Origin of the sequence: Pseudolabrys sp. (assembly GCF_050250095.1) — a bacterium.
GTDB lineage: Bacteria > Pseudomonadota > Alphaproteobacteria > Rhizobiales > Xanthobacteraceae > Pseudolabrys.
In genome coordinates this window covers 287,779-314,771 of sequence record NZ_JBFWPH010000004.1, presented here as the reverse complement: position 1 = coordinate 314,771, position 26,993 = coordinate 287,779, and the positions used below count along the sequence as shown (strand labels likewise).

Annotated in this window: 26 protein-coding genes; 18 read left to right on the top strand and 8 right to left on the bottom strand. The window is 64.3% G+C overall.

Translation table 11 applies throughout. From position 1 onward, the window contains the following. Nucleotides 1-7 precede the first annotated feature (7 nt). On the bottom strand, nt 8-853 hold the full coding sequence (locus AB7F10_RS14485; protein ID WP_428562455.1) for a shikimate dehydrogenase: 846 nt from the start codon (nt 851-853) through the stop codon (nt 8-10). A 57-nt stretch (nt 854-910) separates the two neighbouring features. Between AB7F10_RS14485 and AB7F10_RS14480 the strand changes: the two genes are divergently transcribed. The 5 genes from AB7F10_RS14480 (at nt 911) to AB7F10_RS14460 (ending at nt 6,464) form a co-directional block, all read left to right on the top strand. Further along, entirely contained in the window at nt 911-1,816 is a 906-nt protein-coding gene (locus tag AB7F10_RS14480; RefSeq protein WP_428561847.1) for a 2-hydroxyacid dehydrogenase, read from the top strand. 141 nt (nt 1,817-1,957) lie between these two features. Then, the gene (locus AB7F10_RS14475) at nt 1,958-2,806 is read left to right on the top strand and encodes an FAD binding domain-containing protein (RefSeq protein ID WP_428561849.1); all 849 of its coding nucleotides are present in this window, start codon (nt 1,958-1,960) and stop codon (nt 2,804-2,806) included. Beyond that, the gene (locus AB7F10_RS14470) at nt 2,803-3,291 is read left to right on the top strand and encodes a (2Fe-2S)-binding protein (protein WP_428561851.1); all 489 of its coding nucleotides are present in this window, start codon (nt 2,803-2,805) and stop codon (nt 3,289-3,291) included. Before AB7F10_RS14475 ends, AB7F10_RS14470 begins: the two co-directional genes overlap by 4 nt. A 4-nt stretch (nt 3,292-3,295) precedes the next feature. After that, nucleotides 3,296-4,063 (top strand): hypothetical protein, encoded by a 768-nt coding sequence (locus tag AB7F10_RS14465; RefSeq protein WP_428561853.1) that lies wholly within the window; start codon nt 3,296-3,298, stop codon nt 4,061-4,063. Between the two features lie 4 nt (nt 4,064-4,067). Next, nucleotides 4,068-6,464, top strand: coding sequence for a xanthine dehydrogenase family protein molybdopterin-binding subunit (locus AB7F10_RS14460; protein WP_428561855.1), 2,397 nt, complete (start codon nt 4,068-4,070; stop codon nt 6,462-6,464). Between the two features lie 3 nt (nt 6,465-6,467). Here AB7F10_RS14460 and AB7F10_RS14455 read toward each other — a convergent pair whose 3' ends face one another. Beyond that, the gene (locus AB7F10_RS14455; protein WP_428561857.1) at nt 6,468-6,947 is read right to left on the bottom strand and encodes a hypothetical protein; all 480 of its coding nucleotides are present in this window, start codon (nt 6,945-6,947) and stop codon (nt 6,468-6,470) included. Nucleotides 6,948-7,230: 283 nt separating this feature from the next. Continuing rightward, nucleotides 7,231-7,878, bottom strand: coding sequence for a cysteine hydrolase (locus tag AB7F10_RS14450; RefSeq protein WP_428561858.1), 648 nt, complete (start codon nt 7,876-7,878; stop codon nt 7,231-7,233). A 139-nt stretch (nt 7,879-8,017) separates the two neighbouring features. On the opposite strand from AB7F10_RS14450, the gene AB7F10_RS14445 reads away from it, so the two are divergent. The 3 genes from AB7F10_RS14445 to AB7F10_RS14435 all read left to right on the top strand — a co-directional run bounded on the left by AB7F10_RS14445 (nt 8,018) and on the right by AB7F10_RS14435 (nt 11,180). Beyond that, a complete protein-coding gene (locus AB7F10_RS14445) occupies nt 8,018-8,971 on the top strand; it encodes a cyclase family protein (RefSeq protein WP_428561860.1) in 954 nt (317 codons plus the stop codon). 122 nt (nt 8,972-9,093) lie between these two features. Continuing rightward, nucleotides 9,094-10,401 carry a histidinol dehydrogenase gene (gene hisD, locus AB7F10_RS14440; protein ID WP_428561862.1) on the top strand — a complete coding sequence of 436 codons (1,308 nt, stop codon included), beginning with the start codon at nt 9,094-9,096 and terminating at the stop codon, nt 10,399-10,401. Between the two features lie 8 nt (nt 10,402-10,409). After that, the gene (locus AB7F10_RS14435; protein WP_428561864.1) at nt 10,410-11,180 is read left to right on the top strand and encodes an SDR family NAD(P)-dependent oxidoreductase; all 771 of its coding nucleotides are present in this window, start codon (nt 10,410-10,412) and stop codon (nt 11,178-11,180) included. On the opposite strand, the gene AB7F10_RS14430 is transcribed toward AB7F10_RS14435, so the two are convergent. The 4 genes from AB7F10_RS14430 to AB7F10_RS14415 form a co-directional block, all read right to left on the bottom strand. Continuing rightward, on the bottom strand, nt 11,181-12,161 hold the full coding sequence (locus AB7F10_RS14430; RefSeq protein ID WP_428561866.1) for a 2-hydroxyacid dehydrogenase: 981 nt from the start codon (nt 12,159-12,161) through the stop codon (nt 11,181-11,183). It abuts the gene before it with no gap. A gap of 7 nt (nt 12,162-12,168) precedes the next feature. Further along, nucleotides 12,169-13,254, bottom strand: coding sequence for an LLM class flavin-dependent oxidoreductase (locus tag AB7F10_RS14425; RefSeq protein ID WP_428562457.1), 1,086 nt, complete (start codon nt 13,252-13,254; stop codon nt 12,169-12,171). A gap of 190 nt (nt 13,255-13,444) precedes the next feature. After that, nucleotides 13,445-14,098: a maleylacetoacetate isomerase gene (gene maiA / locus AB7F10_RS14420; RefSeq protein WP_428561868.1), complete on the bottom strand. Its 654-nt coding sequence runs from the start codon at nt 14,096-14,098 to the stop codon at nt 13,445-13,447. 33 nt (nt 14,099-14,131) lie between these two features. Next, a complete protein-coding gene (locus AB7F10_RS14415; protein WP_428561870.1) occupies nt 14,132-15,034 on the bottom strand; it encodes an NAD(P)-dependent oxidoreductase in 903 nt (300 codons plus the stop codon). A 160-nt stretch (nt 15,035-15,194) separates the two neighbouring features. On the opposite strand from AB7F10_RS14415, the gene AB7F10_RS14410 reads away from it, so the two are divergent. The 8 genes from AB7F10_RS14410 (at nt 15,195) to AB7F10_RS14375 (ending at nt 24,049) form a co-directional block, all read left to right on the top strand. Then, nucleotides 15,195-16,169: an NAD(P)-dependent oxidoreductase gene (locus AB7F10_RS14410; protein WP_428561872.1), complete on the top strand. Its 975-nt coding sequence runs from the start codon at nt 15,195-15,197 to the stop codon at nt 16,167-16,169. A gap of 46 nt (nt 16,170-16,215) precedes the next feature. After that, on the top strand, nt 16,216-18,000 hold the full coding sequence (locus AB7F10_RS14405; protein ID WP_428561874.1) for a CocE/NonD family hydrolase: 1,785 nt from the start codon (nt 16,216-16,218) through the stop codon (nt 17,998-18,000). Nucleotides 18,001-18,201: 201 nt separating this feature from the next. Then, a complete protein-coding gene (locus tag AB7F10_RS14400; RefSeq protein WP_428561876.1) occupies nt 18,202-19,062 on the top strand; it encodes a branched-chain amino acid ABC transporter permease in 861 nt (286 codons plus the stop codon). Between the two features lie 6 nt (nt 19,063-19,068). Beyond that, the gene (locus AB7F10_RS14395; protein WP_428561878.1) at nt 19,069-20,064 is read left to right on the top strand and encodes a branched-chain amino acid ABC transporter permease; all 996 of its coding nucleotides are present in this window, start codon (nt 19,069-19,071) and stop codon (nt 20,062-20,064) included. 61 nt (nt 20,065-20,125) lie between these two features. After that, entirely contained in the window at nt 20,126-21,388 is a 1,263-nt protein-coding gene (locus AB7F10_RS14390) for an ABC transporter substrate-binding protein (protein WP_428561880.1), read from the top strand. Between the two features lie 63 nt (nt 21,389-21,451). Then, nucleotides 21,452-22,222 carry an ABC transporter ATP-binding protein gene (locus tag AB7F10_RS14385; protein WP_428561882.1) on the top strand — a complete coding sequence of 257 codons (771 nt, stop codon included), beginning with the start codon at nt 21,452-21,454 and terminating at the stop codon, nt 22,220-22,222. Between the two features lie 15 nt (nt 22,223-22,237). Further along, nucleotides 22,238-22,939 carry an ABC transporter ATP-binding protein gene (locus AB7F10_RS14380; protein ID WP_428561884.1) on the top strand — a complete coding sequence of 234 codons (702 nt, stop codon included), beginning with the start codon at nt 22,238-22,240 and terminating at the stop codon, nt 22,937-22,939. A gap of 42 nt (nt 22,940-22,981) precedes the next feature. Then, on the top strand, nt 22,982-24,049 hold the full coding sequence (locus AB7F10_RS14375) for an amidohydrolase family protein (RefSeq protein WP_428561886.1): 1,068 nt from the start codon (nt 22,982-22,984) through the stop codon (nt 24,047-24,049). 6 nt (nt 24,050-24,055) lie between these two features. On the opposite strand, the gene AB7F10_RS14370 is transcribed toward AB7F10_RS14375, so the two are convergent. Continuing rightward, the gene (locus AB7F10_RS14370) at nt 24,056-25,258 is read right to left on the bottom strand and encodes an FAD-dependent monooxygenase (RefSeq protein WP_428561888.1); all 1,203 of its coding nucleotides are present in this window, start codon (nt 25,256-25,258) and stop codon (nt 24,056-24,058) included. A gap of 88 nt (nt 25,259-25,346) precedes the next feature. On the opposite strand from AB7F10_RS14370, the gene AB7F10_RS14365 reads away from it, so the two are divergent. Both AB7F10_RS14365 and AB7F10_RS14360 read left to right on the top strand, forming a co-directional pair. Then, complete coding sequence (locus AB7F10_RS14365) at nt 25,347-25,796, top strand: hypothetical protein (RefSeq protein WP_428561890.1); 450 nt, start codon at nt 25,347-25,349, stop codon at nt 25,794-25,796. Nucleotides 25,797-26,123: 327 nt separating this feature from the next. After that, on the top strand, nt 26,124-26,993 hold the full coding sequence (locus AB7F10_RS14360) for a branched-chain amino acid ABC transporter permease (protein ID WP_428561892.1): 870 nt from the start codon (nt 26,124-26,126) through the stop codon (nt 26,991-26,993).

Sequence of the window (26,993 nt, the reverse complement as noted above, 5' to 3'; positions counted from 1 at the left end):
TACCCGGCTACTTCTCTTTCGGCTTTTTCAGGTCGGCTTCGACCAGCGCCCGCAATTCCGGCGTCACCTGCGGCTTGGAGCCGAACCAGCGTTCGAAACCGCCGACCGCCTGATGTAGCAGCATGCCGAGTCCGTCCGCCGTGCGCAGGCCGCGCTCCCGCGCGTTTTTCAGCAGTCCGGTTTCCAGCGGGTCATAAACGAGGTCGTTGACCACCAGCGACGGCGGACAGCGCAGATTGATGTCGAGCGGCGGCTCGCCGGTCATGCCGAGCGTCGTGGTGTTGACCAGCAGGCCTGCGCCGCCGAGCAGCCCAGTCATCTCCTGCCAGGTCGCGAGCCTGATGCTGTCGCCGAACTGCGCCTTCACCGCTTCCGCGCGCGAGGCGGTGCGATTGACCAGATAGATGCGCTCGACGTCGCGCGTCAGCAGGCCATAGATCACGCCGCGCGCCGCGCCGCCCGAGCCAAGCACCACCGCCGTCGACAATCCCTTGTCCCAGCCGGGCGTCGCCGCGTCGAGATTGTTGAGGAAGCCTTCGATATCCGTATTAGTGCCGAGCAGTACATCCTTGTCGAACCACAAGGTATTGACGGCGCCGGCCGCCCGCGCGCGCTCGTCCGGCTTGCACAGCTTCAGCGCCGCTTCCTTGTGCGGCACCGTGACGTTGGCGCCGACATAGCCGTGCTCGCGCAGCGAGCCGACAAAGCCGGCGAAATCCTCCGGGCGAACCGCCTCGCGCCGATATTCGGCATTGAGCCAGGCCTGCTTGATCCAGTAATTGTGAATGAGCGGCGAGCGCGAATGGCCAATCGGCCATCCGATCACGCATGCTGCGAGGGGTTTTTCCTTGATCACGCCGCCACGGTCTCCTGCCCTTGAAAGGCACGGACGTTCAAAAGGGTTCCGGCAATGAAGTCAATTTTTATCGACTGCAACGACCAGCTCGACAAGGTCTGGGACATGGTCACCCGCCCGGATGACCCGCCGATTACGGTCAACAAGACCCCTTTCAAGCGCGAAGAGCTGCCGAAAGTCGTCGCCGACAACGAGATCGTGCTGGACGATCACTCTTATATGCCGACCGAGCTGGTCGCGCAGTGCCCCAATTTGAAGCATGTCGTTTTCCTCGGCACCGGCGCGGCGAGCTACATGAATGTCGACGAGTTGAAGACGCGCGGCGTCACCGTCCACACCATCAAGGGTTATGGCGATACCGCCGTCGCCGAACACACGATCGCGCTGATGTTCGCCGCCGCGCGCGGCGTCGCGCGCATGGACCGCGCGGTGCGCGGCGGCACATGGTCTCCGCTCGAAGGCATGCAGCTCAACGGCAAGACGCTCGGCGTCATCGGCCTCGGCGGCATCGGCGCGGAAGTCGCGCGCATCGCCAAGGGCATCGGCATGGAGGTGATCGCTTACAATCGCACGCCGCGCCCCGGTGCCGGCGTCAAACAAGTCGACATCGACACGCTGCTTGCGACATCGGATGTCGTATCGATGAACCTGACATTGAACGACGACACCCGCGGCTTCCTCGACGCGAAGCGCATCGCGCGGATGAAGCCCGGCGCGCTGTTCGTCAACACCGCGCGCGGCGCGCTCACCGACGAGCCAGCGCTGATCGAGGCGCTCAACAGCGGCCACATCCGCCATGCCGGGCTCGACGTGTTCCACAACGAGCCGCTCAAGTCCGACCACCCCTTCGCGGCGATGGACAATGTGACGATCACCGCGCATGCGGCGTTCCGTACGCTCGAAGCCTCGATGACGCTGCTGCGCCGCGCCATCGACATTACGAAGGGGATTAACGGTTAAAGTTGGCCCACCTCGCGTCTCGTCCCGGCCTCCGCACGCCGTTCAGCCTGCGGCATTGTTCGCACTGGTCTTATTCGCATTGACGCCTTCCGGTTCTCAGCCACAATAGCCGCAAAAGAAGACGGCATATCGGGAGGCTCTGTGAAACCGGCTCCATTCGCCTATGCCAGGGCGAAATCGGTCGATCACGCGATCGACTTGCTCGGCTCATCCGGCGGCGAAGCCAGGCTTCTTGCCGGCGGGCAAAGCCTAATGGCGAGCCTCAATATGCGGCTGTCGCACCCGTCCCTGCTGATCGACATCAATGGCATCGGCGCCTTGTCCGGCATCGCGGCGGCAAAGGACCGGGTCGCTATCGGCGCGATGACGCGCCACGCGCAGGCTGAAGCGTCCCCCGAGATTGCCAAACATGTCCCGCTGATCGCCAGGGCGATGCCGCACATCGCCCACCCCGCAATCCGCAACCGCGGCACCATCGGCGGCTCGGTTGCCTTCGCCGACCCTGCCGCCGAACTGCCCGCCTGCATGATGGCGCTGGACGCCGAGTTCACCATCAAGGGGCCGAAGGGCGAGCGCAATGTGAAGGCCGGCGACTTCTTCAAGGGTCTGTTCGAAACCGCCATCGGCCCGCAGGACATTCTGACCGGCATCAGCGTTCCAGCCGCCACCGCCTCGCGCCGCACCGGCTTCGGTGAACTCACCCGCCGCCACGGCGACTACGCCATTGTCGGCCTTGCCGCGTCGGGCGAAGCCAAAGGCAAAGGCTACGACAAACTCCGCCTTGTCTATTTCGGCGTCGGCGCGACGCCGGTGCGCGCGACGAAAGCGGAAGCCGCGCTATCGGAAGGCGACATCGACGGCGCGGCAAAAGCCGTGGCGGGGGATATCGATCCGCCCGACGACATTCAGGCGTCGGGCGCGACCCGGCGTCATCTTGCCGGCGTCCTGCTGAAGCGCGTTGCTGCGCAACTTGCGGAGGCGCGGTCATGAGCGGCGCACGCAGCATCGACCTCACCTGCACCGTCAACGGCGAGACGGTGTCCGAAACCATCGACGCCCGCACCTCGGTCGCCGACTTCCTGCGCGACCGGCTCGGCCTCTCCGGCACGCGCACTGGCTGCGAGCACGGCGTCTGCGGCACCTGCACGGTGCGTGTCGATGGGCAGATCGTGCGCGGCTGCCTGATGCTTGCCGTGCAATGCGAGGGTGGCACCATCGAGACCATCGAAGGCGTCTCGGACACCGGCGAGATCGCGGACCTTCAGGAAAACTTCCGCAACCGCAACGCCCTGCAATGCGGCTTCTGCACGCCCGGCATGCTGCTCACCGCGCAGGAACTTCTGGCGAAAGGCGGCGTGCCGAGCCGCGACGACATCCGCGAACATCTGTCCGGCAATTACTGCCGCTGCACCGGCTATCACGCCATCGTCGACGCGGTGGAAGCGACCGCTCAAGCGCGTGCAACGAAGAGGTGACGTCATGACACCGACCGGCCGCCCGCTGACCCTGTCCGAAATGGCCGACGAGCTCGAAGAAGAGAAGATGCACGAAATGGAACGCATCATCTCGAAATCGACCTTCGGTCATCTGATGGACGGTCATGTCACCTACGACACCGCGCCGGCGCTCAAGGAAAAGCATCCCGGCAAGTACTTCCTGATGGGCGCCGATCCGCGGCTGCCGCCGATGCCGGAAAAGCCGACGCTGGTCGACTATTTCCGCCATCGCTTCGCCTCGACCGCGCATCTGCTGCAGAGCGCCAACCACGCGCTCAAGACCGGCCAGCCGGAAAAGGTCATCATGGCCTGCCTCGTCCACGACATCGCGGTGGTCAGCTTCATCCGCTGCGATCACGGCTACTGGGGCGCGCAGATGATCGAGCCCTATGTCAGCGAGGAAGTTTCCTGGGCGGTGCGCATGCATCAGGCGCTGCGCTTCTTTCCCGACGACGATGTCGGCTACGGCTATCCCGACCTCTACAAGTCGCTGTTCGGGCCGGACTACCAGCCGGAGCCTTACATCCTCGAGGACTATAAGCGCGCGCGTGCGCACAAGTGGTACATGACCTCGCGGCTGATCTGCGTGAACGACATCTACGCCTTCGATCCGAACACCAAGGTCAATCTCGACGACTTCGTCGACATCATCGGCCGCAACTTCAGGCAGCCCAAGGAAGGCCTCGGCCTCGACAGCAGCCCCTCCGCGCATATGTGGCGCAGCATCCTGTGGCCGACGCGGTTCCTGTGATCCCATGAAAATCGTCGACGACTCACCGCCCATCCTCACCGCGCTCGACCGGCCGAACTCCTATATCGGCCGCGCCGTGCCGCGCCCGAACATCAAGCGCCTGACCGAGGGCCGCGCCGACTATGTCAGCGACACCGTGCTGCCGCGCATGGTCCATGCCGCCTTCCTGCGCTCGCCGCACGCCCACGCAAAAATCGTCAGGATCGACACCGCCGCCGCTAAGAAGGCGCCGGGCGTCGTCGCCGTCATGACCGGCAAGGATCTCGAACCGGTGATGACGCCCTGGGTCGGCGTGCTGACGCACCTCAAGGGAATCAAGTCCGCGCCGCAGTACCCGATCGCGCCGGAGCGCGCCTGCTGGCAGGGCGAAGCGGTCTGCGCCGTCGTCGCGAAGACCCGCGCGCAGGCCGAAGACGCGCTCGAGCTGATCGGCGTCACCTTTGAAGAACTGGAGCCGCTGACCGACGCCACCAGGGCGCTCGATCCCGAAACGCCGGTGATGCATCCGAGCCTCGGCGACAATCTCACCTTCGAGCGTGTCCATGCGGCGGGCGACCCCGACAAGGGCGCGAAGGAGGCCGACGAGCTGATCGAGACGACGTTCGTGTTCGGCCGCCACACCGGCGTCACCAACGAGCCGCGCGCCATCGTCGCGGACTGGCAGCCCGGCCAGCAGAAGATGACCGTCTATCTCGGCACCCAGGCGCCGCACATGATGCAGCACCTGTTCGCCAAGCATCTCGGCCTCGAAGACGCGCAGGTGCGCGTGGTGACGAAGGACGTCGGCGGCTCGTTCGGCATCAAGGTTCACACCTATGCCGACGAGATGGCAACCGTCGCGATCTCCAAGATGCTGAACCGGCCGGTGAAATTCGTCGCCGACCGCATCGAAAGCTTCGTCACCGACATTCACGCCCGCGACCACATCGTGAAGGCGAAGATCGGCGTCAAGAAGGACGGCACCTTCACGCTGTTCGAAATCGACGACCTCACCGGCATCGGCCCCTATTCGGTCTATCCGCGCACCTCGGGCATCGAGGCCAATCAGGTCGTGAACCTGGTCGGCTCCTGGTACACCTGCCCGAACTACAAGGCGCGCGCCCGCGTGGTGTTCCAGAATAAAAACGTGATGTGCCAGTACCGTGCGGTCGGCCATCCGATCGCGACCGCGGTGACCGAGGGTCTCGTCGATCTCGCCGCGATGAAGATCGGAATGGACCCGCTGGAAATCCGCCGCCGCAATCTCATTCCAGACGACGCCTACCCGACCACCGCGGCCTCGGGGCTGAAATTCGAACTGCTGTCGCAGCACGCCGCCCTCGCCCATCTCGACTCGCTGATGAACTATTCCGCGCTGCGCGCCGAGCAGGCCGAGCTTCGCAAGAAGGGCATCTATCGCGGCATCGGCTTTGCGACCTTTGTGGAAGTCACCAACCCGTCCGCCGCCTTCTACGGCGTCGGCGGCGCCCCCATTTCGGCGCAGGATGGCGCGACGATGAAGCTCGACGCGCAGGGCAACGTCTCCGTGCACACCGGCGTGTCCGAACAGGGCCAGGGCGCGGAAGCCGTCATCGCGCAGGTCGCCGCCTCCTCGTTCGGCGTACCAATCGAGCGCGTGCGCGTCGTCATGGGCGACACCGAGAACACGCCCTATGGCGGCGGTACCTGGGCCTCGCGCGCGGCCGGCATCGGCGGCGAAGCGGCCTGGCAGGCCGGCAAGGCGCTGCGCGAAAACGTGTTGAAAGTGGCCGCCGCCATCCTGCAGGCGAAGCCCAGCGATCTCGATCTCACCAACGCGACGGTGGTCGACAAGGCGACCGGCACCGAGCGCATGCCGCTCTCCGAGGTCGCCCGCATCGCCTATTACCGGCCGGACACGCTGCCGCCGGACTTCCAGTCCGAACTGGTGGTGACGCGGCATTACGTGCCGCACAAGTGGCCGTTCTCCTTCACCAACGGCATTCAGGCGAGCTGGCTCGAGGTCGATCCCGACACCGGCTTCGTCAAGCTGTTGAAGCACTGGTGCGTCGAGGACTGCGGCACCGTCATCAACCCGCAGCTGGTCGACGAGCAGGTGCGCGGCGGCATCGTGCAGGGCATCGGCGGTGCGCTGTTCGAGCACTGCATCTATGACGAGCGCGGGCAGATGCTGAACGCCAACATGGCGGACTATCTGGTGCCGATGGCTGGCGAGATGCCGGACATTACCGTCGGCCATGTGGTGTCGCCAACCGCCGATTCGGAACTCGGCGCCAAGGGCGCGGGCGAAGCCGGTACCGCCGGCGCGCCGGGCGCTGTGATGAACGCGATCAACGACGCGCTGCGGCCGCTGAACGCGCAGATGCTCACCGATATGCCGTTCACGCCGGAGAAGATCCTCCGCGCGCTCGGCAAGGTGTGACGGCTAGGCCACCTTTGCTTTCTCCGCGGCGTCCCCGGCCTTGACCGCAGGCCTCGCGCGCGGCGCACTGTTGTCCTGCCTGCCCTCCGCCTCCTCTTCCGGCGAGACGTGCGGCGTCAGTCTCGCCAGTTCGAGACAGCACTTCTGGCAGGCACGCCCGTCTTCCATCACCCGCTGCATTGAGCCCATCGACCAGTTGAGCATCTCGCGCGCGATGTCGAACGGGCTCGCCGCTTCGCAGCAGCGCAACGCGGTGTCGAGCGCGGTTTCGGTCGCGACATGACGGCGCCGGAACCAGCCTTCGGAAAATTCCTCCATGCAGGTCAGGACGACATCCTGCCCGCGCCAGAACTGCACCCAACTTTCCTCACCCATGACACGCAACGGCAGCGGAGGGCGGAATGAACGCATCATCGCAGTGAAGTCCGCGACAGTCCTGTCGTTCGCGCTTTGATGTTCGGTCTTGTTCGGATCGCCTGTCATCGCAATTCTCCCTGTTCGTGCCCGGCGCGCCGCAATTGACGCCCGCACGGCACATCCGTTCGTCCGCATAAATCGTGAACCCGGTCAGGGCGGCCCTTCAGTGGCGCCAATGCCACTCCGCGCGCCGGTTGGGATAATCGTCAGGCCATTCAATTGGTAGAAACGCTATCGTCGGCGGGGCGCGCCCACTTTGACCTGAATCAAGCGCCCGCTCCAAAGCAATCCGCCTTCAGGCGCAACGGCTTGAAGGCGGAAGCGGCACGAACGAAACGGACGGCTGCGCTTATCTGAAGCTGATCATATCGCTTCTGGTCAGCGTCGCCTTCTGCGACACTGATGGCATCGTGGTGAAATTCCAGACCATCGACAGGTCGGCATAGGCATCCTGCGACGAAATCCCGTCAACCGGAATGACGACGTTGAGGCCGCGGAACGCCGCGCCCGCCGCCGTGAACAGCACCGCGCCGTTCGCCGCCGTGCCGATGGTGATGACCGTCGTGATCCCCTTCTCTTTCAGAATTTTCTCGAGGTCGGTGTTGAGAAACTTGTCCGGCCCGGACGTGACGGAGGTCTCGCCCGCCGCCGGCGCGACATCCTTGATGACATCGGCGCCGGTGGTGTTGCGGATCAGGCTGTAGATCACCGTCACCTTGGCGGCGCGCGCCTTCTCCAGCAACGCCTTCGTCGCCGGAACCGTGGCCACGCAGCGCGGCCGCTTGCCGCAGTTCTGGTTCATGAAATCGAGCATCAGCAGCGCGGTCGTTTTCGCTTCCAGCGCGACCGGCTTGAGCGCCGGCGCTGCGGGCCGCTGGATCGCGGCCCATTCGTCGATCACCGACGCGGCGGACGCCGTTTGCACGACACCCAGCAGCGCCGTCGCCGCCACCGCGGCCGAAAAGTTTCGCCTGGTCAACATTCGTCCCATCGACATGGACCGTCTCCTGTCAGAGCTGGCGCTCGTTTCTGTCAGAGCTGGCGCTCGTTTCCGCATAAGTCTAGCGCGATCCCGTTGCAATTCCGTGGCGGGACGGTCCACACTCACGCAAAATTCAATACGGAGGACATGCCCAATGAACATCAAGGTCGGCAAGGCGGCCATCGAGGAAGCCAGCAAGAAGCTGTCGAACTGGGGCCGCTGGGGCAAGGACGACCACTCCGGCACGCTCAACATCGTCACCCCGCAGATGATCGTGGAGGCCGCCAAGCTGATCAAGAAGGGCAAGAGCTTCGCGATGGGCATTCCGCTCGACCGCACCGGCCCGCAGACCGGCCTGTTCGGCGGCCGCTTCAACCCGATCCACCAGATGCTCGCGACCGGCACCGACGCCATTGCGGAACAGCAGGACTGGAACAAGATCCGCTACGCCGACGACACGCTGATGCTCTGCGTGCAGGGCGCGACGCATTGGGATGCGCTCGGCCACATCTTCTACGAAGACAAATGCTACAATGGCCACGACGCCAAGCTAATCGACTCGCGCGGCCTCTCGGTGCTCGGCATCGAGCATTCCAAGGACAAGATGGTCGGCCGCGGCGTGCTGCTCGACATCGCCCGCCACCGCAAGGTGAAGTGGCTGAAGGATGGCGAAGGCATTTCCAACGACGAGCTGGACGCCTGCGCCAAGGCGCAGGGCGTCACGATCAAGAAGGGTGACTTCGTCATCGTCCGCACCGGGCAGATGGAACGCTGCCTCGAGGAAGGCGAATGGGGCGGCTATGCCGGCGGCGACGCGCCCGGCGTCAAGTTCGAGAACTGCTACTGGTGCCACGAGAAGGAGATCGCCGCGATCTGCTCCGACACCTGGGGCGTCGAGGTGCGGCCGAACGAGACGACCGAAGCCAACCAGCCGTGGCACTGGGTCGTCATCCCGGCGATGGGGCTGTGCATGGGCGAAATCTTCTATGTGAAGGAACTCGCCGAGGACTGCGACAAGGACAAGGTCTACGAGTTCTTCTTCTCCGGCCCGCCGCTCATCATCACCGGCGGCACCGGCTCGCCGATCAATCCGCAGGCGATCAAGTAAGACAAACAACGTCGTCCCGGGCGACCGAGCGTCAGCGAGGAAGGCCCGGGACCCATAAACGCCGACGGTGATTATGGGTCCCCGCCTGCGCGGGGACGACCAGCAATCAATGGAGTCAAATCATGCCCCGCTGGCTCAAACGCGGAATGGACGCGAGCGCGATCAAGGAAGCCGACGCCAGGGTGCGGCAGACCGTCGAGGACATTCTCGCGCAAGTAGAGGCCAAGAAGGACACCGCGATCCGCGAACTCTCCGAGAAGTTCGACAAGTGGTCGCCGAAGGATTTCCGCCTGGCGCCGCAGGAGATCGAGAAGGCGATTTCGCAAGTCTCCAAGCGCGACCTCGAGGACATCAAGTTCGCGCAGGCCCAAGTGCGCAACTTCGCGCAGAAGCAGCGCGACACTATGCACGACCTCGAAGTCGAGACCCTGCCCGGCGTCGTGCTCGGCCACCGGCACATTCCGGTCAACTCCATCGGCTGCTACGTGCCCGGCGGCCGCTATCCGATGGTTGCCTCCGCGCATATGTCGATCGTCACCGCGCGGGTCGCCGGCGTGAAGTGTATCATTGCCTGCGCCCCGCCCTACAAGGGCGGCCCGCACCCGGCCATCGTTGCCGCGATGCATTTCGGCGGCGCCGATGAAATCTATGTGCTCGGCGGCGTGCAGGCCGTCGCCGCGATGGCGCTCGGCACCGAGAGCATCGAGCCGGTCGACATGATCGTCGGTCCCGGCAACGCCTATGTCGCGGAGGCCAAGCGCCAGCTGTTCGGCCGCATCGGCATCGACCTGCTCGCCGGCCCGACCGAAACCCTCGTCATCGCCGACGACAGCGTGGACGGCGAAATCTGCGCCACCGACCTGCTCGGCCAGGCCGAGCACGGCCCGACCTCGCCCGCCGTGCTCATCACCAACTCCGAGAAACTCGCGCAGGACACCATCAAGGAAGTCGAGCGCCTGCTGACCATACTCCCGACCGCCGACGCCGCCGCGCAGGCGTGGAAGGACAATGGCGAGGTGATCGTCTGCGACAGCTACGAGGAGATGGTGCAGGAAGCCGACCGCATTGCCTCCGAGCACGTGCAGGTGATGACGCGCGACCCGGATTATTTCCTGAACACCATGACCAACTACGGCTCGCTGTTCCTCGGCGCGCGCACCAATGTCGCCTTTGGCGACAAGGTGATCGGCACCAACCACACGCTGCCGACCAGGAAGAATGCCCGCTTCACCGGCGGGCTGTGGGTCGGCAAGTTCATCAAGACCTGCACCTATCAGCGCGTCACCACCGACGCGGCGAGCGCCATGATCGGCGAATATTGCTCGCGGCTCTGCGTGCTCGAAGGCTTTCTCGGCCATGCCGAGCAGGCCAATGTCCGCGTGCGCCGCTACGGCGGACGCAACGTGCCCTACGCGCAGGCGGCGGAATAGGCCGCGCCATGAGCGTCGACCTGACGCGCACGGCCAATTTCCGCCTCGACGGCCGCCGTGCGCTCGTCACCGGCGCCGGGCGCGGCATTGGACTGACCGCGGCGGCGGCACTGGCTGAGGCCGGCGCGCATGTCACCCTCGCCGCGCGAACGACCAAGGAAATCGAGGACGCTGCGCAGGCGATCCGCGCCCGCGGCCAGCAGGCCGAGGCGCTGACGCTGGACGTCACCGATGTCGAGGCGGTCCGCGCCGCCGTCACGTCGGCTGCACCGTTTCAGGTGCTGGTCAACAATGCCGGCATGAACCGGCCGAAGCTGTTGTCCGATGTGACGGTCGAGGACTTCGACACCATCATGGGGCTCAATGTCCGCTCGGCTTATTTCGTCGCGCAGGCGGTAGCGAAGCGGCTGCTGGACGCCAGGCTCCCCGGCTCGATCATCAACATTTCCTCGCAGATGGGCCATGTCGGTGCCGCACGGCGTACCGTCTATTGCGCCTCCAAGCACGCGATGGAAGGCTTCACCAAGGCGATGGCGATCGAGCTTGCCCCGCACAATATCCGCGTCAATTCGCTGGGACCGACCTTCCTCGAAACGCCGATGACGAAGCCGTTCTTCGAGAACAAGGCGTTCAGGGATGAAGTCGTGAGCCGCATCAAGCTCGGCCGCATCGGCCAGCTCGAGGAGCTGACCGGCGCCATCGTGTTCCTCGCCTCGGACGCCTCGTCGCTGATGACCGGCTCGGCGCTGGTGCTCGACGGTGGCTGGACGGCGGAGTGATCAGGTCAACACTTCCGGATTGATGCAGTTCGGCGGCTGGCGGCCTTCGATGATCGCCACCGCATTGTCCGCCACGATATTCGCCATGCCCTCGCGCAGCTCCAGCACCGCGCTGCCGAGATGCGGCGTCAGCACCACGTTGTCCATCGCGACAAGCTCGGCGGATACCTTCGGTTCGAACTCATAAACGTCGAGCGCCGCGCCCGCGATCTTGTTGCTTTTAAGCGCCCGCACCAGCGCCGCCTCCTCGATCACCGGCCCGCGCGAGGTGTTGACGATGAAGGCCGTCGGCTTCATCAGCGCGAACTGCGCGTCGCTCATCAGATGGCGCGTCTCCGGCGCAAGCTGCGGGTGCAGCGAAATGAAGTCGGCCTGCTTCAGCACCTCGTCCATCGGCAGATGCGTCGCCTGCAATTCCTTCTCGATGTCCGCCGGCAGCCGCCGCGGGTCGGCATAGATAATCCGCATATTGAAGCCGCGGCCGCGCCGCGCCACCGCCTGCCCGATCCGACCCGCGCCGATGATGCCGAGCGTCTTGCCGCTCACCGCGCTGCCGGCGAAGTAATTACCCTGCGAGCCAGGATACATCCCCTCGCGGAACTTTTTGTCGCCGACGACCACGTTGCGCGCTACCGCAAGCAGGATAGCGAAGTTGATGTCGGCGGTCGCGTCCGTGACCACCGCCGGAATATTGGTGACGATGATGCCGCGTCTGGTCGCTTCCGCGACGTCGATGCGGTCCGGCGTGATCGTCATCGACGTCACCGCGCGCAGGTTCGGATTGGCGGCCAGCACCGCCTTGTTCACCGTGTCGTGCAGCAGCGCGAACAGGATGTCGGCGTTCTTCACGCCCTCGATCAGCGTCGCCTGATCGGGCACCCTGGTGCCGTCCGGGTTGACGGTGACGTCGGCCGCTGCGCGCAGCCGCTCGATGACGCTTTCGGCAATCGGCTGGGTGACGAAAATGCGCGTGCGGGCCATCGGAGGCCTATTTGATTGCCGCGTTGACCTTGGGCAGCACCTTCTCGGCGAGCAGGATCATCGACTTGCGGCCGAGGTCGCGGTCGGCCCAGTCCTTGCCGGCATACAAGAGCTTGCCGAATTCGCCGACCTCGTCGCGATACTTCAGCAACTCGTCGGTCACCTTCTCGACCGAACCCCAGGTGATGAGCTTTTCGCACACCATGTCGAGCGTCACCTCGTCATCCGGCTGGTCGCGGTGCGTCTTGAACAGCTCGATGCGGCCGTTGCGCTTCAGCTTGGTGAAGAGCTGCTTGTAGTAATAGCGATACGGGCTGTTCGGCCCCATCGCGTATTCCTTCGCGGTCTTGTCGTCGTCGGCGACGAAGACCGAGCGCGCGACGCGCCAGTTCGCCGGGTCCGCCTTGCGACCCATGCGCTCGCAACCTTCGGCATATTTCGGCCAGTGGCTTTTGACCCACGGCGCCATCAGGAAATTCGCGGAGATCGGGTCCCAGCCGCGCGCCGCAGCTTCCGTCACGCCCTTGGAAAACGGCGCGACCGCGGTGACCACGATCGGCGGATGAGGACGCTGCAGAGGCTTCGGGATCGGCCCCTGCCCAATTTCCGGCATCAGGTGCTTGTGAATCGCGACGTTCCAGTATTTCCCGGCGATGTCGTAAGGCGGTTCGCTCGCCCAGATCTTCAGCACGGTATTGATTGACTCGAGGAACATCGCATTGCGGTCGGCCTCGAGATTGCCGAACACCTCGGCATCGGACAGCAGACCGCCGGGGCTGATGCCGAAAATGAAGCGGCCGTCGAGCATGTGGTCGAGCATCGCCATATGCGCCGCGACCGCGACCGGATGATTGTTCGGCATGTTGATCGTGCCGGTGCCGAGTTTCATCCGCTTGGTCGAGTGGACGAGGCTCGCGATGAAGATCGCGCAGGAGGTGATGTTCTCCGCCTGATCGGTGGCGTGCTCGCCGACATAGCCTTCGGCGAAGCCAAGCTCGTCGGCCAAGACGAAAGCCTCGTGATCCTCGCGCAGCGATTGCCGCCAATCCTTGTCGATCGGGTGGATCGGCATCGTGAAGAAGGCAAGCTGCATCGGCGTCGGCATCGCAGTCCTCTTGGTGTGCCGCATCGTTGGCGCGGCATCGGATCGTCGCGCAACATTAAGCCGACTGCGATGGGCAAACCAATAGCAAAGCGCGAACGCGAAATGAAAAATCGCGGCGCGCGATTTTATAGTGTGAAAGCGCGGCGGCGGAACCTGATGTTCCGCCGTTCGCCTCCGATCAGTTTTGTGCCGGTGCGCCGGGCTGTTTCAGCGGATGCGCGCGTGCAAAGGCGTCGTTGCTCATGCAGGTCTGCACGATGCGCGCGGCGGTCGGGAATTTCGCCATGTCGACACCGAAGAATTTGGCGCCCGCCGCCTGGCTCGCGAGGCAGATGTCGGCGATGGTGATCTGGTCGCCGTGGCAGAACGTGCCGGTCGCCTTCTCGCTCGCCAGATGCGCTTCGATTCCCTGCAAGGCTGCCGCGATCCAGTGCGCGCACCACTTGGCGCGGCCGGTCTCGTCCACCTTCAATTCGTTTTCGAGATATTCGCGCACCCGCGGCACCACCAGCGGATGGGAGTCGCAGGCGACGACCTGCGCGAGACCGCGCACGCGGGCGCGGCCCTTCGGGTCTTTCGGCAGCAGCGGCGGGTTCGGCTTGATCTCGTCGAGATATTCGAGGATCGCCAGCGACTCGAACAGCGCCGGCCCCTCGCCGTCGGCGAGCGCCGGGATCGCCATCATCGGATTGACCGCGCGAAACTCCGCCTCGCGCTGCTGGCCCTTCATCAGGTTCACCTCGATCACCTCATCGGGGACGATGCCCTTGAGGTTGAGCGCGATGCGCACCCGATAGGTTGCAAGCGACCGCCAGAACGAAAAGATCTTCATGGATTCCTCGTTCGTATGAACAGTGTTGCCAGCTTATTTCTTCCCGCGCTTCGGCCAGTAGGTCGGCATCGCCGAGCCGTCCAGCGCGCCGAGGCCGTTGCGGCTTGCTTCCTCGAAACAGGCGAGCGTGCGTTCGATCAGCGGCAGTTCGACGCCGCGCGACTGCCCTTCCGTCAGCATGGTCTTCAGGTCCTTGATGCCGGAATCGATGTCGAAGGTGACGGCGCCGGCGTCGCCCCCCTCCAGCATCGCGGCGAGCATCGCGGCGCGCGCCTTCAGCGCGTTGGTTGCGCCCGAGGTATCGATGAAAAGGTCGATGAGCCGCTGCGGCGGCACGCCGACATGTTTGCAGATGGCGAAAGCCTCGCCATAAGCCTGCCAGGAAATCATCAGCGGCAGGTTGATCGCCAGTTTCATCGAGGAGCCGGAGCCGACCGGGCCGAAATGCTCGGCGCGGCGGCACATCTGGTCGAGCAGCGGCCGCGCCCGCGCGACGTCCGCATCGGCACCGCCGACAAGGCCGAGCAGCTTGCCCTGCCGCGCCGGTGTCGTGGTGCCGCCGACCGGACATTCGACCATCGCGGCGCCTTTCGCCTTGATCTTCTTGTCGAGCGCGATCGGCGTTTCCGGCCGCACCGTGCTCATCTCGATGAACAGCTTTCCTTTCACATCGCCGGATAACAGCCCGTTCGGTCCCGAATAAGCGGCGTCGATGGCGCCCGCGTCGGTCAAAATGGACACGATGACGTCGCTGGCCTTCGCAAGTTCAGCCGGCGTCGCCGCGACTTTTGCGCCGGCCTCCGCCAACGGCGTCGCTTTCGCCGCGGTGCGGTTCCAGACCGTGACCTGATGACCGACTTCGATCAGCCGCGCGGCAATCGCCGCGCCCATTTTTCCGAGACCCACAACACCGACTTGAACTTGGCCGACTTGCATGTGCTCACTCCCGACGACGATTGCACGCGGGCGGAACGATAGGCGATCGCAGCGCATCGGCATAGCGGGGTCGCGCACGTCCCCTCTCGACAGTCCGCGCGTCTGACGCTCTTATGATGGGCAAGCGGCAGCACAAACAAAACGCGTGGGAGGTTCGGTCATGGCGCGCAAGGCCAAAAAGACGGTCAAGACAGCGGCGAAGAAGGCAGCAAAAAAGCAGAGCCGCAAAACCTCCGGCGGGCGTTCGAAGGGCACCGTCGGCGTCATCGGCCTCGGCATCATGGGCGGCTCGTTCGCCCGCAACCTCGCCGGGCGCGGCTGGAATGTCATTGGTTATGATCCGAGCGCGGACCGCTGCAAGGAAGCAAAGCGCGCCGGCGTCACCATCGCGAAGAGCGCCACCGACGTCGCCAATCAGGTGCCGGTCGTCCTGACCAGCCTGCCGAAGCCGCAAGCGTTGCAGGCGACCGCCGAGGAGCTTGCCGGCGCCGGCCTGAAGAAGAAGCTCATCGTCGAGATGAGCACCTTCAACATCGAGGACAAGGAGCGCGCCGAGCAGACGCTCACCGCCGCCGGCCACACGCTGCTCGACTGCCCGGTCAGCGGCACCGGCTCGCAGGCCGCCAACCGCGATCTCGTGTTCTACGCGAGCGGCGACACCAAGAGCATCCGCAAGCTTCGGCCGATGTTCGACGACTTCGGCCGCAAGGTTTACGACGTCGGCAAGTTCGGCAACGGCAGCCGCATGAAATACGTCGCCAATCTGCTGGTCGCCATCAACAACGTCGCCAGCGCCGAAGCGATGGTGCTCGGCATGAAGTCCGGTCTGTCGCCCAAGATCATCTTCGAGTTGATTCAGGCCGGCGCCGGCAATTCCCGCGTGTTCGAATTGCGCGCGCCGATGATGGTGAAGGGCCGTTACGACGACGTCACCATGAAGATCGATGTCTGGCAGAAGGACATGCAGGTGATCGGTGATTTCGCCCGGCGCATCAACGTGCCGACGCCGCTGTTCGATGCAACCGAGCCTGTCTACAAGCAGGCGATGGCGATGGGCCTCGGCGGCGAGGACACCGCGGCGGTTTGCGCGGTGCTCGAGAGCATGGCAGGCTTCTCGCGGAGCGGCGCGCGATAGAGCGGCGACAACGACGCACCGCCTGAAACGAAAACGGGAGGCGGGCGTGGCGACACATCAGCAGCGCAGCGACATTCGCGAAACCGAATTCGCAACGATGGCCGTCGACTGGGACGTGCCGATCGTCATGGACGACGGCGCGATCCTGCGCGCGGACGTGTTCCGCCCGGTCAAGGACGGCAGCTATCCCGTCCTCCTCACTTACGGCCCTTACGCCAAGGCCCTCGCCTTCCAGGACGGCTATCCGAGCGCCTGGCAGCGCATGGTGACGCAGCATCCCGACGTCGCGGCGAATTCGAGCAACCTCTTCCAGAATTGGGAGGTGGTGGACCCTGAGAAATGGGTGCCGCACGACTATGTTTGCGTGCGCGTCGATTCACGCGGCACCGGCTGCTCGCCCGGCTATGTCGATCACTTCTCGCCGCGCGAGACGAAGGACTTTTATAACTGCATCGAATGGGCCGGCGTGCAGGCCTGGTCGAACGGCAAGGTCGGCCTCAACGGCATTTCCTATTACGGCATCAACCAGTGGCACGTCGCCTCGCTGCAGCCGCCGCATCTCGCCGCGATGTGCATCTGGGAAGGCGCGGCCGACTGGTACCGCGACATGACGCACCACGGCGGCATTCTCTCGACGTTCTGGGAGAACTGGTACGACATGCAGGTCAAGACCGTGCAATACGGCGCCGGCGAGCGCGGCAAACGCAGCCGCGTGCATGGCGAGTTGGTCTGTGGCCCGGACATCCTGAGCGAAGACGAGTTGAAAAAGAACCGCTGCGACTTCGGCAGCGAGATCAGATCGCACCCGCTCGACGACGACTACCACAGGGCGCGCTCGCCGGACTGGAGCAAGGTCACCGTGCCGCTCTTCACCGCGGCGAACTGGGGCGGACAGGGTCTGCATCCGCGCGGCAACTTCGAGGGCTTCACGCGCGCCGCCTCGAAGAAGAAATGGCTCGAAGGTCACGGCATCGAGCACTGGACGCACTTCTACACCGACTACGGCCGCGAGCAGCAGCTCAAGTTCTTTAATTACTTCCTGCACGGCAAGGACACCGGCTGGTCGAAGCAGCCGAAGGTCTATCTCCAGATCCGCCACCCCGGCGAAAAGTTCGTCTCGCGCGCGGAGACCGAATGGCCGCTGAAGGGCACCAAGTGGACGAAGTTCTATCTCGATCCGTCCGCGATGGCGCTGACGGCAAAGAAGCCGTCGAAGGGCGGCACGCTCTCCTTCGCGGCGATGGGTGACGGCCTCACCTTCCTCACCGCTCCGCTCGCGCAAGCGACCGAGATCACCGGGCCTTCGGCGCTCAAGCTGTTCGCGTCGTCGAGCACGAAGGATGCCGACTTCTTCATCGTGCTGCGCGTCTTCACCGGCGACATGAAAGAGATCGTTTTCCAGGGCGCGATCGATCCGCACACGCCGGTCGCGCAGGGTTGGCTGCGCGCATCACACCGCAAGCTCGACAAAAAGCTGTCGAAACCCTACCGGCCTTATCATACCCACGACGAGGTACAGCCGCTGCGCAAGGGACAGACGGTCGAACTCGACATCGAGATCTGGCCGACCTCCATTGCGATACCGGCGGGCTACCGCATCGCGCTGTCGATCCGCGGCAAGGACTACGAATACGGCGGCGGCAGCGGCGGCCGGTTGTCCAATTTCAAGAACGAACTCACGGGCTGCGGACCGTTTCTGCACGACGACCCCATCGATCGGCCGCCGGAGGTGTTCGGCGGCACCACGACCCTCGCGTTCGGACGGAGCAAGGCGCCCTACCTGCTGCTTCCGGTCATCCCGCCGCGCAAACCTTCGCGCAAGGCGCGATGAAAGACGCGACGAAAAGCGCGGCCAAAACGCATCGCCGTATCCGGCGTGCCCGCATTGTGTGCAGCGCATATGGGATGAATTTTCAGAGCATCGAAAAGTGACAATATGAGCGGTGCGGCGCCAGTTAGGACTCGCAATGACCGCGTCCTGCGGTAAGCTTGTTGCCAACCTTCGTCTCATAAGAAGGACACACGGGGAAACATGAACGCGCAGTTCTGGCTGATTCAGGCCTTCAATGGCATTTCATACGGCGCGTTGCTGTTTCTGGTCGGCGCCGGCCTGTCGTTGATCTTCGGCGTCATGCGCATCGTCAATCTGGCGCACGGCTCCTACTTCCTTCTCGGCGGCTACGTCGCGCTGTCGGTGATCTGGACGACGGACTCATGGGTCCTCGCGATCCCCGTCGCCACGCTGGCGATCGCGGTCGTCGGCCTGCTCATGGAGCGCGTCTTCCTGCGCCAGCTCGGTTTCGACACCTTGCGTCAGGTGCTGCTCACTGTCGGCTTCGCGTTCCTGTTTCAGCAAGCCGCGCTCGATATCTGGGGCGGCAACAACCTCGACATCAATCCACCGGACGCCCTGACGCAGAGCATCATCGTCGGCGGACTTTATCTTCCGCTCTACCGCATCTTCATGATCGTCGTTGCCATCGTCATCGGCCTGGTGTTGTGGCTGGCGATGGAGAAGACGCGCATGGGCGCGATGGTGCGCGCGACCGTGGACGACGCGCAGATGGCGCGCGGCGTCGGCGTCGACACCAACAAGATTTCGATGTTGATCTTCTCGCTCGGCGCGGGCATGGCCGCGCTCGGCGGCGTGATCGGCGGCGCCTTTCTCGGCGTCTATCCCGGCCTCGATTTCGAAATGCTGCCGATCGCCTTCGCGGTCGTGATCATCGGCGGCATGGGAAGCCTCGGCGGCGCGGCCATCGGCGCGCTCCTCGTCGGTCTTGCCGACAACTTCGGCAAGGCCCTGTTTCCGGAGCTCGCCTATTTCACCTTGTATGCGCCGATGGTCTTGATCCTCGCGATCAAGCCGACCGGCCTGTTCGGGCGGGAGTAACCGGTCGTGACCAAAGCTCAACGTATCAAGGTCATTGCGGTCATCCTGTGCCTGATCGCGCTCGCCATCGTCGTTCCGATGACGAATTCCTTCATCGTCCTGCTGGTGACGCGCGCGCTCGCCTTCGCCATCCTGGCGATGAGCCTCGATCTGCTGCTCGGCTTTACCGGCCTCGCCTCGCTCGGTCAGGCCGCCTATTTCGGCGTCGGCGCCTATCTCACGGCGATCCTGGCCAACCGCTACGGCTTCGGCATGCACTGGGATTTCTGGCTGATGCTGCCGCTCGGCATGATCGCCGGCGCCATTCTCGCCGCGGTGTTCGGCCTGTTCGCGATCCGCGCCACCGGCACCTACTTCCTCATGATCACGCTGGCGCTCGGCCAGTGCGTCTGGGGCCTCGCCTACCGCTGGAACTCGATGACGGGCGGCGACAACGGCCTGTCGATGCGCGCCGGCCGGCCACAGATCGGCATCGACCTGTCGGACCCGGTCAACTTTTTCTATCTCGTCTTCGCGATCTTCATCGTGAGCCTGCTCGCGCTCTATATCCTGGTGAAGTCGCCGTTCGGCCGCACGCTGGAGGGCATCCGCGAGCGCGAGCTGCGCATGAAAATCCTCGGCTACAATGTGTGGCTGCATAAATATCTCGCCTTCATCATCGCCGGCGCGTTCGGCGGCCTGTCCGGCGTCGTGTGGACGCATACCAACGGCATCGTGACGCCGGAGTCGGTCGTTCTCACGACCTCGGTCGACGCGCTGCTGATGGCGGTACTCGGCGGCGCCGGCACGCTGGTCGGCGGCGTGATCGGCTCTTTCATCGTCTTCGGCCTGCGCGACTATGTCAGCACGCTGGTGCCCTGGTGGCAGTACATTCTGGGCGTCGTTTACGTTCTGACGATCCTCTACCTGCCGGGGGGCATCATGGGGATTCCGGAGCGAATCCGTCACTGGCGGTCCGCTTCGACAAAATCGGAATCGATCGGAGAAAAGGCAACGCATTGAACCGAAGCCGGCGGCGCACCACGCGGCGCCGGACAAAAGAGGTAACGAAGGGAGGAAGGCTATGACACGTCGTTCGACTCTGAAGCGAGCCTCTGTGCTGCTTGGCACAGTCGCCGCCTTCGGCATCGGCCTGGCGACCCAGGCAAACTCTGAAGAATTGCGCGTCGGCTTCTTGGCTCCGCTGACCGGCGGCCTTGCCCAGACCGGCATCGACATGCGCAACGGCTTCCAGCTCTATCTCGACCAGCATGGCGGCAAGCTCGGCGGCATGGACGTGAAGTTCATCGTCGAAGACGAGCAAGGCAAGTCCGAAACCGCCATCACCAAGGCCAAGAAGCTCGTCCTGCAAGACAAGGCCCATATGCTGATCGGCGGCGTGCTCGCCTCGACCGGCTACGCCCTGGCGCCGGTCTCCACCGAGCTGAAGACGCTCTATCTCGTCTCGATCCCGGCGGCCGACGACCTGACCCAGCGTCAGCTCAAGAACTACCCCTATCTGCTGCGTACCTCCTGGACGAGCTCGCAGCCGCACCACGCGCTCGGCCAGTATGCCTGCGATCAGGGCATCAAGACCGTCGTCACCATCGCGGCCGACTACGCGTTCGGTTACGAGGTCGTCGGCGGCTTCCAGAAGGCCTTCGAGGACTGCGGCGGCAAGGTCGTCCAGAAAATCTGGCCGCCGCTCGGCACCAAGGACTTCGGGCCGTTCATCCCGACCATCAAGCCGAGCGCCGACGCCGTGCTCTCGCTCATGGTCGGTCCGATGCCGGTGCAGTTCATCAAGCAGCTGCGCGGTTCGGGCTACAAGAAGCGCGTGCTCGGCGGCGGAACGAGCTACGACGAATTCGTGCTCCCATTCATGGGTGACGAAGTCATCGGCGACGTCTCCGCGCTCCAGTACAGCGCGGCGCTCGAAACGCCGAAGAACGAAGCCTTCGTGAAAGCCTATCGCGCCAAGTACAACAAGGTTCCGTCGTACTATTCGGAGAGCAACTACACGACCGCGCAGTGGCTCGACGAGGCGATCAAGAAAGCCGGCGGAAAATGGCCGGGCCCGGAAGAGATCATCAAGATCATGGCGGGCATCAAGCTTGACGCCGTGCGCGGCCCGGTCACGCTCGACGACATGCGCAACCCGATCCAGAACATCTACATCAAGAAAGTCGAAAAGAAGAAGCTGTTCGGCTATCCGAAGGAAGAGCTCTGGAACACGGTCATCAAGACCTATCCGAACGTGAGCCAGTTCTGGACCTACGGTAAGGAGAAGTTCCTGGCGCAGCCCGTCTACGACAAGAACTTCCCGCCCTGCAAATACTGCGACTAATGCAAACGCTGCCGGGGCGCCGACCGTGGCGCCCCGGCTTTTCCCATCGAACGGAGTTGCAGCGTGAGCACGGAAACGCGAACGGACGGCGAAGTGCCCGTTCTCGAACTGAGGGGTCTCTGCAAGAGCTTCGGCGGCTTGCAGGCGACCAGGAGCGTCTCGCTGCGCGTCATGCCGGGCGACCGCAAGGCCATCATCGGCCCCAACGGCGCCGGCAAGACCACGCTGTTCAATCTGATTACGGGAATTTATCCGTCGTCATCCGGACAAGTGCTGGTCTTCGGAAATGATGTGACGAAGTGGGAAAGCCACAGACGCACCGCGCTCGGCATGGCGCGCACCTTCCAGGTGACGAGCCTGTTCCCGAAGCTGTCGGTCCTCGACAACGTGCTGCTGGCGATCAAGGGCCTGCGGCCGTCGAAATTCGTGATGTGGCGTTTCCTGTCGTCCTACAAGGACGTCTATGAAAAGGCCTATGGCCTGCTCGAGCGCGCCAACTTCCTAGACCGCAAGGATGTCGAAGTCCGCAACCTGTCGCATGGCGAGCAGCGCCAGCTGGAGATCGTGCTCGGCCTCGCCAGCGATCCGAAGATCCTGCTGCTCGACGAACCGGCGGCGGGTCTGTCGTCCGGCGAGTCGGCCGAGATGACGAAATTCCTCAATTCGCTCGATCCCGGTCTCGCGCTGTTGCTGATCGAGCACGACATGGACGTGGTGTTCGACGTCGCCGACGAAATCTCGGTGCTGCATTTCGGCGAAATTCTGGAAACCGGCACACCCGAACAGATTCACAACAGCAAACGCGTCCAGGAAATCTACCTAGGGACGGGCTGAGCCAAGGGCCGCATCATGGCTATTCTCGAAGTTCACGACATCCATACCTATTACGGCGAAGCCTATGTGCTTCAGGGCATGTCCATCGAATTGCAGCAGGGCCAGATTCTCGGCCTGCTCGGCCGCAACGGCGTCGGCAAGACCACGCTGGTGAACTCGATCGTCGGTTTCACGCCGCCGCGCCGCGGCACCATCACCTTCAAGGGCAAGGACATCACGCACACGCCGTCGTTCGAGACGGTGCGGGTCGGTATGGGACTGGTGCCGCAGGGCCGCCGCGTGTTCCCGACGCTGAGCGTCGAGGAGAACCTGCTGGTCGCCGAGCGCAACACCAATCGCCACGGCTGGAACCTGAAGCGCGTGTATGACCTGTTCCCGCGCCTCGACGAGCGCCGCAACCAGCGCGCCAAGACGCTATCCGGCGGCGAGCAGCAGATGCTGGCGATCGGCCGCGGCCTGATGACCAATCCCGACTGCCTGATCATGGACGAGCCGTCCGAGGGGCTCGCGCCCATCATCATTCAGGGTCTGTGGGAGGCGATCGCCCGGCTCAAGCGCGAAGGCCTGTCGATCCTGCTGGTCGAGCAGAGCGCCTATCTCGCGCTCAAGCTCGTCGATTATGTTCACGTCATCAGCAAGGGCCAGGTGGTATACTCCTCCAAGCCCGAGGAGCTGAAGGCGAACGAGCAGATCAAATCGGCCTATCTCGGCATCTGATCCGGGCGCCCCGCCCGGTTCTCCCTGCAACTGGCGAACGACATGACCATCTGGAATAAATACGCGAATACCGCGGCGAGAACCCATGGCAAGCCCGGCCGTGACCGCCGGCCGAAGTCCGTGACCATCGACATGCATGCCCACGCCGCCTTCCCGGCGGTCGGGCAATTCGTCGGCAACCGGCTCGACCTCACCACGGTGCCGCTCGCCCATTTCGCCTCGCAGGAGACGAAGGACGTCAACGCCAAGCAGGACGTCGACATCAAGGAGCGGATCACCGGCTACGACGGCCGCTTCACGCTGATGGACGAGATGGGCGTCGACATGCAGTTCGTCATGCCCGCGCCGCCGCAGCTCTACCACACCGTCGCGCTGGACGTCGCCGTGCCCGCCGCGCGCATGGTCAACGACCACATGGCGGAGTTCTGCGCCAGGCATAAGGACCGCCTGATCCCCTGCGGCACCGTGCCGATGCAGGACGGCAACGAGGCGGCCAAGGAACTCGAATACGTCGTCAATAAACTTGGCTTCAAGGGCGTCGAAATTCTCACCAATGTCGACGGCCGCGAACTCTCCGATCCTGCCTTCGCGCCGTTCTGGAAGAAGGCCGAGGAGCTGGACGTGCTGGTCGCGATCCATCCGAACGGCTTCACCGAGGGGCGCCGGCTGTCGCGCTTCTATTTCAGCAACGTGGTCGGCAACCCGTTCGAGACCACGCTTGCGCTGCACTATCTGATCTTCGACGGCGTGTTCGAGCGCCACCCGAAGCTCAAGGTCTTCGCCATGCACGGCGGCGGCTATCTCGGCGGCTATTCCGGCCGCATCGATCATGCCTGGGGCGCACGCTCCGACGTCAATGTCGGATTGCCGAAGCCGCCGGGCTCCTACCTGCGCACGAATGTGTTCTTCGACACCGTGGTGTTCACGCCGCTGCAGCTCGAAATGCTGGTGCGCACCTTCGGGGCCGACCGCGTCCTGCTCGGCACCGACTATCCGTTCGACATGCTGGAATACGATCCGATCGGCCATGTCGCCGACGTCGAGGCGCTGGACGATGGCACACGTGCGGCGATCGACGGCCTCAACGCCAAGAAGCTGCTCGGCCTTTAAGACGCATTATAGAAACGTCAGCACCGCGGTTTCGACAATCACGGCGCGGTCGGTGCTGTGGCGGCCGGCCGCGTCGCGCTCGGCCTCCGTCTGCGTCGCCTGCAGGTAACTGCCGAGGTGGCGGGCATATTCGATGATGCGGCGGTTGACCGGCAGCCGCTTCGCCTCGAACCGGCGTAGCGCCGCCACGACGTCGCTGTCCGCCTCGAGCGCCGCCACCAGCGCCGCCGCGTCGTCGGCCGCCTTGGTGACGCCCGCCCCGACATGCGGCCGCGCGACGAACGCCGCATCGCCGATCACCGCGACGCGGCCCGCCGCCATGCTCGGACTTTCCAGATCGTAGATCGGCTGCAGGATCGGCTCGTCCATCAGCCGCACCACTTTGCGGAACTGCGGCGCAAGCAGACGCTCCGCCGCGTCGTGCATTTCCTCGATCGCCGCGCGACGGATCAGCGGCGGCGGGATCGAAATCTCGTGCGTCTTGCCGCCATCGTCGGTCAGCAGCCATTGCAGCTTGGTGTGCTCCTCCGCCGGCCGGTACCAGATGACGTTCATGCGCCGGTGGCCGGGCCGCAGGTCGTTGTTGGGTCCCGCCACCGGGTAGCAGAGGAATTGCTCGCCGGGCGGCAGGCCGAATGTCATCGCCGGGAACACCTCCTCCTGTACGTCCGCAGGCAGCGCGTCCTCCGCGATCAGCGAGCGCCACGCCACATAGCCGGCATAGCGCGGCGCGGCGTCCGGCATCACGAACTGCCGGACCGTCGAACGAATGCCGTCGGCGCCGACCAGCAGGTCCGTGGTGATGGTTTCGCCATCGGAAAGTGTGGCGACGACGCCGTCCTCGCGCTGCTCAAAGCCGGCGAGCGCGCAATCGCGGCGATAGAGATCGGCCGGCAATGCGTCGCGCAGCAAGCGGAACAGACGCTCCCAGGCGGTGGCGATCTGCGGACAGGCATAGGTCTCGGTCGTCTGGCCTGCGGGTCCGAGAATTTTCCGCTGGTGAATATCGACGCCGAGGTCGCGGGCCTCGAGTCCCAGCCTGCGCAAATGCGCCAGGAGTTCCGGCTGCGCCACGATGCCCGCGCCGCGGCCCGCCAGTTCCGTTTTCACGCGCTCGACGACGGTGACGGTCCACCCCGCATGGCGCAACATCAACGCCGCGAACAGCCCGCTCATCGAGCCGCCGACGACCAGTGCGCGTTTGCTCATGCGTTGCTGCGCGGGCATATCTGCCGGCATTTCTCAAGAGGGCCGAAACAGGCTATACTGTCTCTCACGTCATTCATGGAGGAATGCCATGGCCCTGACAATGCTTGACAAGGCCGCCGAACACAAAACCACGGCGCCGTGGTCCGCAGAGATCGCGGCGGAGTTCAAACGCGAGAGCGACAATCCCAATCCGTGCGTCGGGTCGCAGCTTCTGTCGGAGAACGAGCGCACCCGCGTGTGGATGATCCGCCTCGCGCCGGGCGAGCGCATCGGCTTTCACCGCCATGTGCTCGATTACTTCTGGACCTCGGTGAACGGCGGCCGCGGCCGCCAGCACGTTCACGACGGCACCATGGTCGAATACACCTATCAGCCGGGCGAGACCCGCCACGAGATCTATGGCAAGGGCGAGTTCAAGGTGCATGACCTGCAGAACATCGGCGATCGCGAGATGATCTTCATGACCGTCGAATTCAAGAACAGCGCCAACCAGCCGATGCCGCTGCCCGCCGGCGTTCGTCCCGGCATGGCTGCCTGACCGCCGCGCCGCTTTTCAAGCCGCTTTCCAGCGCCCGTCGTCCCACCTGGACGGCGGGCGCTTCGTTTCGTCGCAGAGAACAATTCGAGATTACTTGCGCGCGCAAGCAACACGCCGGCCGTTGCTTCCACGTTGCAGAGACCCGGGCGAGGATGCTATCGATTAGCCTCGTAAAAACGTCATGTTGCCCACCGGCCGGCTGAAAATTCCGGCCCAATGGGCAGCCAAAGATAATAACGATAAGGTTTCGTGGGGAGAGAATGCAGAGTATGCCAGTCGCATCATCATGGCGACGCCGTCAGCGCGCGCATTCAGGCTGAGGGCGCCATGGAGCTTGAACTTCTACTCAACGCGATCGTTGCCGGCCTGCTGCTCGGCGGCTTCTATGCCGCGGTGACGCTCGGCATCTCGGTGTCGTTCGGCATTCTCGACATCGTCAACATCGCGCATCCCGCCTTCATCATCCTCGGCTCCTACATCGCCTACATCATCAGCACGCAACTCGGCATCGACCCGATCGTCGTCGCCATCGTGATGCTGCCGGTCTTCTTCGCGCTCGGCAGCGCGGTCTATCAGGTCTACTACGTCTCGTTCGAACGGCGCGGGCAGGAAGCCCTGCGCGGCCTCGCCTTCTTCTTCGGCCTGCTGTTCGTCACCGAGGTTCTGCTGATCCTGGTGTTCGGCGTCGACTACCGTTATGTCGAGGCGGCCTATATCGGGCCGACGCTGCATCTCGGCTTTCTCGAATTTCCGCTGCGCATGCTGGTGCCGGCGGTCGTCTCGATCGCGATGTTCTGCTGCCTGCAGCTCTACCTGTCGAAGACCTTTACCGGCCGCGCCATCATGGCGGTGTCGCAGGACCCGCTGGCGCTGCGGCTGATGGCGGTTGATCCGACCCGCATCAAACGTATCGCCTTCTCGATCTCGATCGCGACCGCCTCGCTCGCCGGCGCCTTCCTCATCATCATCCAGCCGGTCGTGCCCTCGGTCAGCCGCGACTATATCGGCATCATTTTCGCGATCTGCGTGCTCGGTGGGCTCGGCAGCCTGCCCGGCACGCTGATCGCCGCGCTGCTGCTCGGCATCATCGAGAGCCTGACCGCGATCTATATCGGCCCGTCCTGGGCTCCCGCCGTGGCGTTCGGCGTTCTGCTGATCACGCTGGCGGTGCGGCCGTCCGGCCTGCTGGGACGCTGA

Coding starts and splice junctions, on each gene's coding strand:
- AB7F10_RS14470 (WP_428561851.1), top strand. CDS start 2,803: ATGAGCGGCGCACGCAGCATCGACCTCACCTGCACCGTCAACGGCGAG.
- AB7F10_RS14400 (WP_428561876.1), top strand. CDS start 18,202: ATGAACGCGCAGTTCTGGCTGATTCAGGCCTTCAATGGCATTTCATAC.
- AB7F10_RS14460 (WP_428561855.1), top strand. CDS start 4,068: ATGAAAATCGTCGACGACTCACCGCCCATCCTCACCGCGCTCGACCGG.
- AB7F10_RS14435 (WP_428561864.1), top strand. CDS start 10,410: ATGAGCGTCGACCTGACGCGCACGGCCAATTTCCGCCTCGACGGCCGC.
- AB7F10_RS14410 (WP_428561872.1), top strand. CDS start 15,195: ATGGCGCGCAAGGCCAAAAAGACGGTCAAGACAGCGGCGAAGAAGGCA.
- AB7F10_RS14450 (WP_428561858.1), bottom strand. CDS start 7,878: ATGTCGATGGGACGAATGTTGACCAGGCGAAACTTTTCGGCCGCGGTG.
- AB7F10_RS14455 (WP_428561857.1), bottom strand. CDS start 6,947: ATGACAGGCGATCCGAACAAGACCGAACATCAAAGCGCGAACGACAGG.
- AB7F10_RS14370 (WP_428561888.1), bottom strand. CDS start 25,258: ATGAGCAAACGCGCACTGGTCGTCGGCGGCTCGATGAGCGGGCTGTTC.
- AB7F10_RS14480 (WP_428561847.1), top strand. CDS start 911: ATGAAGTCAATTTTTATCGACTGCAACGACCAGCTCGACAAGGTCTGG.
- AB7F10_RS14445 (WP_428561860.1), top strand. CDS start 8,018: ATGAACATCAAGGTCGGCAAGGCGGCCATCGAGGAAGCCAGCAAGAAG.
- AB7F10_RS14375 (WP_428561886.1), top strand. CDS start 22,982: ATGACCATCTGGAATAAATACGCGAATACCGCGGCGAGAACCCATGGC.
- AB7F10_RS14360 (WP_428561892.1), top strand. CDS start 26,124: ATGGAGCTTGAACTTCTACTCAACGCGATCGTTGCCGGCCTGCTGCTC.
- AB7F10_RS14465 (WP_428561853.1), top strand. CDS start 3,296: ATGACACCGACCGGCCGCCCGCTGACCCTGTCCGAAATGGCCGACGAG.
- AB7F10_RS14425 (WP_428562457.1), bottom strand. CDS start 13,254: ATGCAGCTTGCCTTCTTCACGATGCCGATCCACCCGATCGACAAGGAT.
- hisD (WP_428561862.1), top strand. CDS start 9,094: ATGCCCCGCTGGCTCAAACGCGGAATGGACGCGAGCGCGATCAAGGAA.
- AB7F10_RS14380 (WP_428561884.1), top strand. CDS start 22,238: ATGGCTATTCTCGAAGTTCACGACATCCATACCTATTACGGCGAAGCC.
- maiA (WP_428561868.1), bottom strand. CDS start 14,098: ATGAAGATCTTTTCGTTCTGGCGGTCGCTTGCAACCTATCGGGTGCGC.
- AB7F10_RS14365 (WP_428561890.1), top strand. CDS start 25,347: ATGGCCCTGACAATGCTTGACAAGGCCGCCGAACACAAAACCACGGCG.
- AB7F10_RS14430 (WP_428561866.1), bottom strand. CDS start 12,161: ATGGCCCGCACGCGCATTTTCGTCACCCAGCCGATTGCCGAAAGCGTC.
- AB7F10_RS14415 (WP_428561870.1), bottom strand. CDS start 15,034: ATGCAAGTCGGCCAAGTTCAAGTCGGTGTTGTGGGTCTCGGAAAAATG.
- AB7F10_RS14390 (WP_428561880.1), top strand. CDS start 20,126: ATGACACGTCGTTCGACTCTGAAGCGAGCCTCTGTGCTGCTTGGCACA.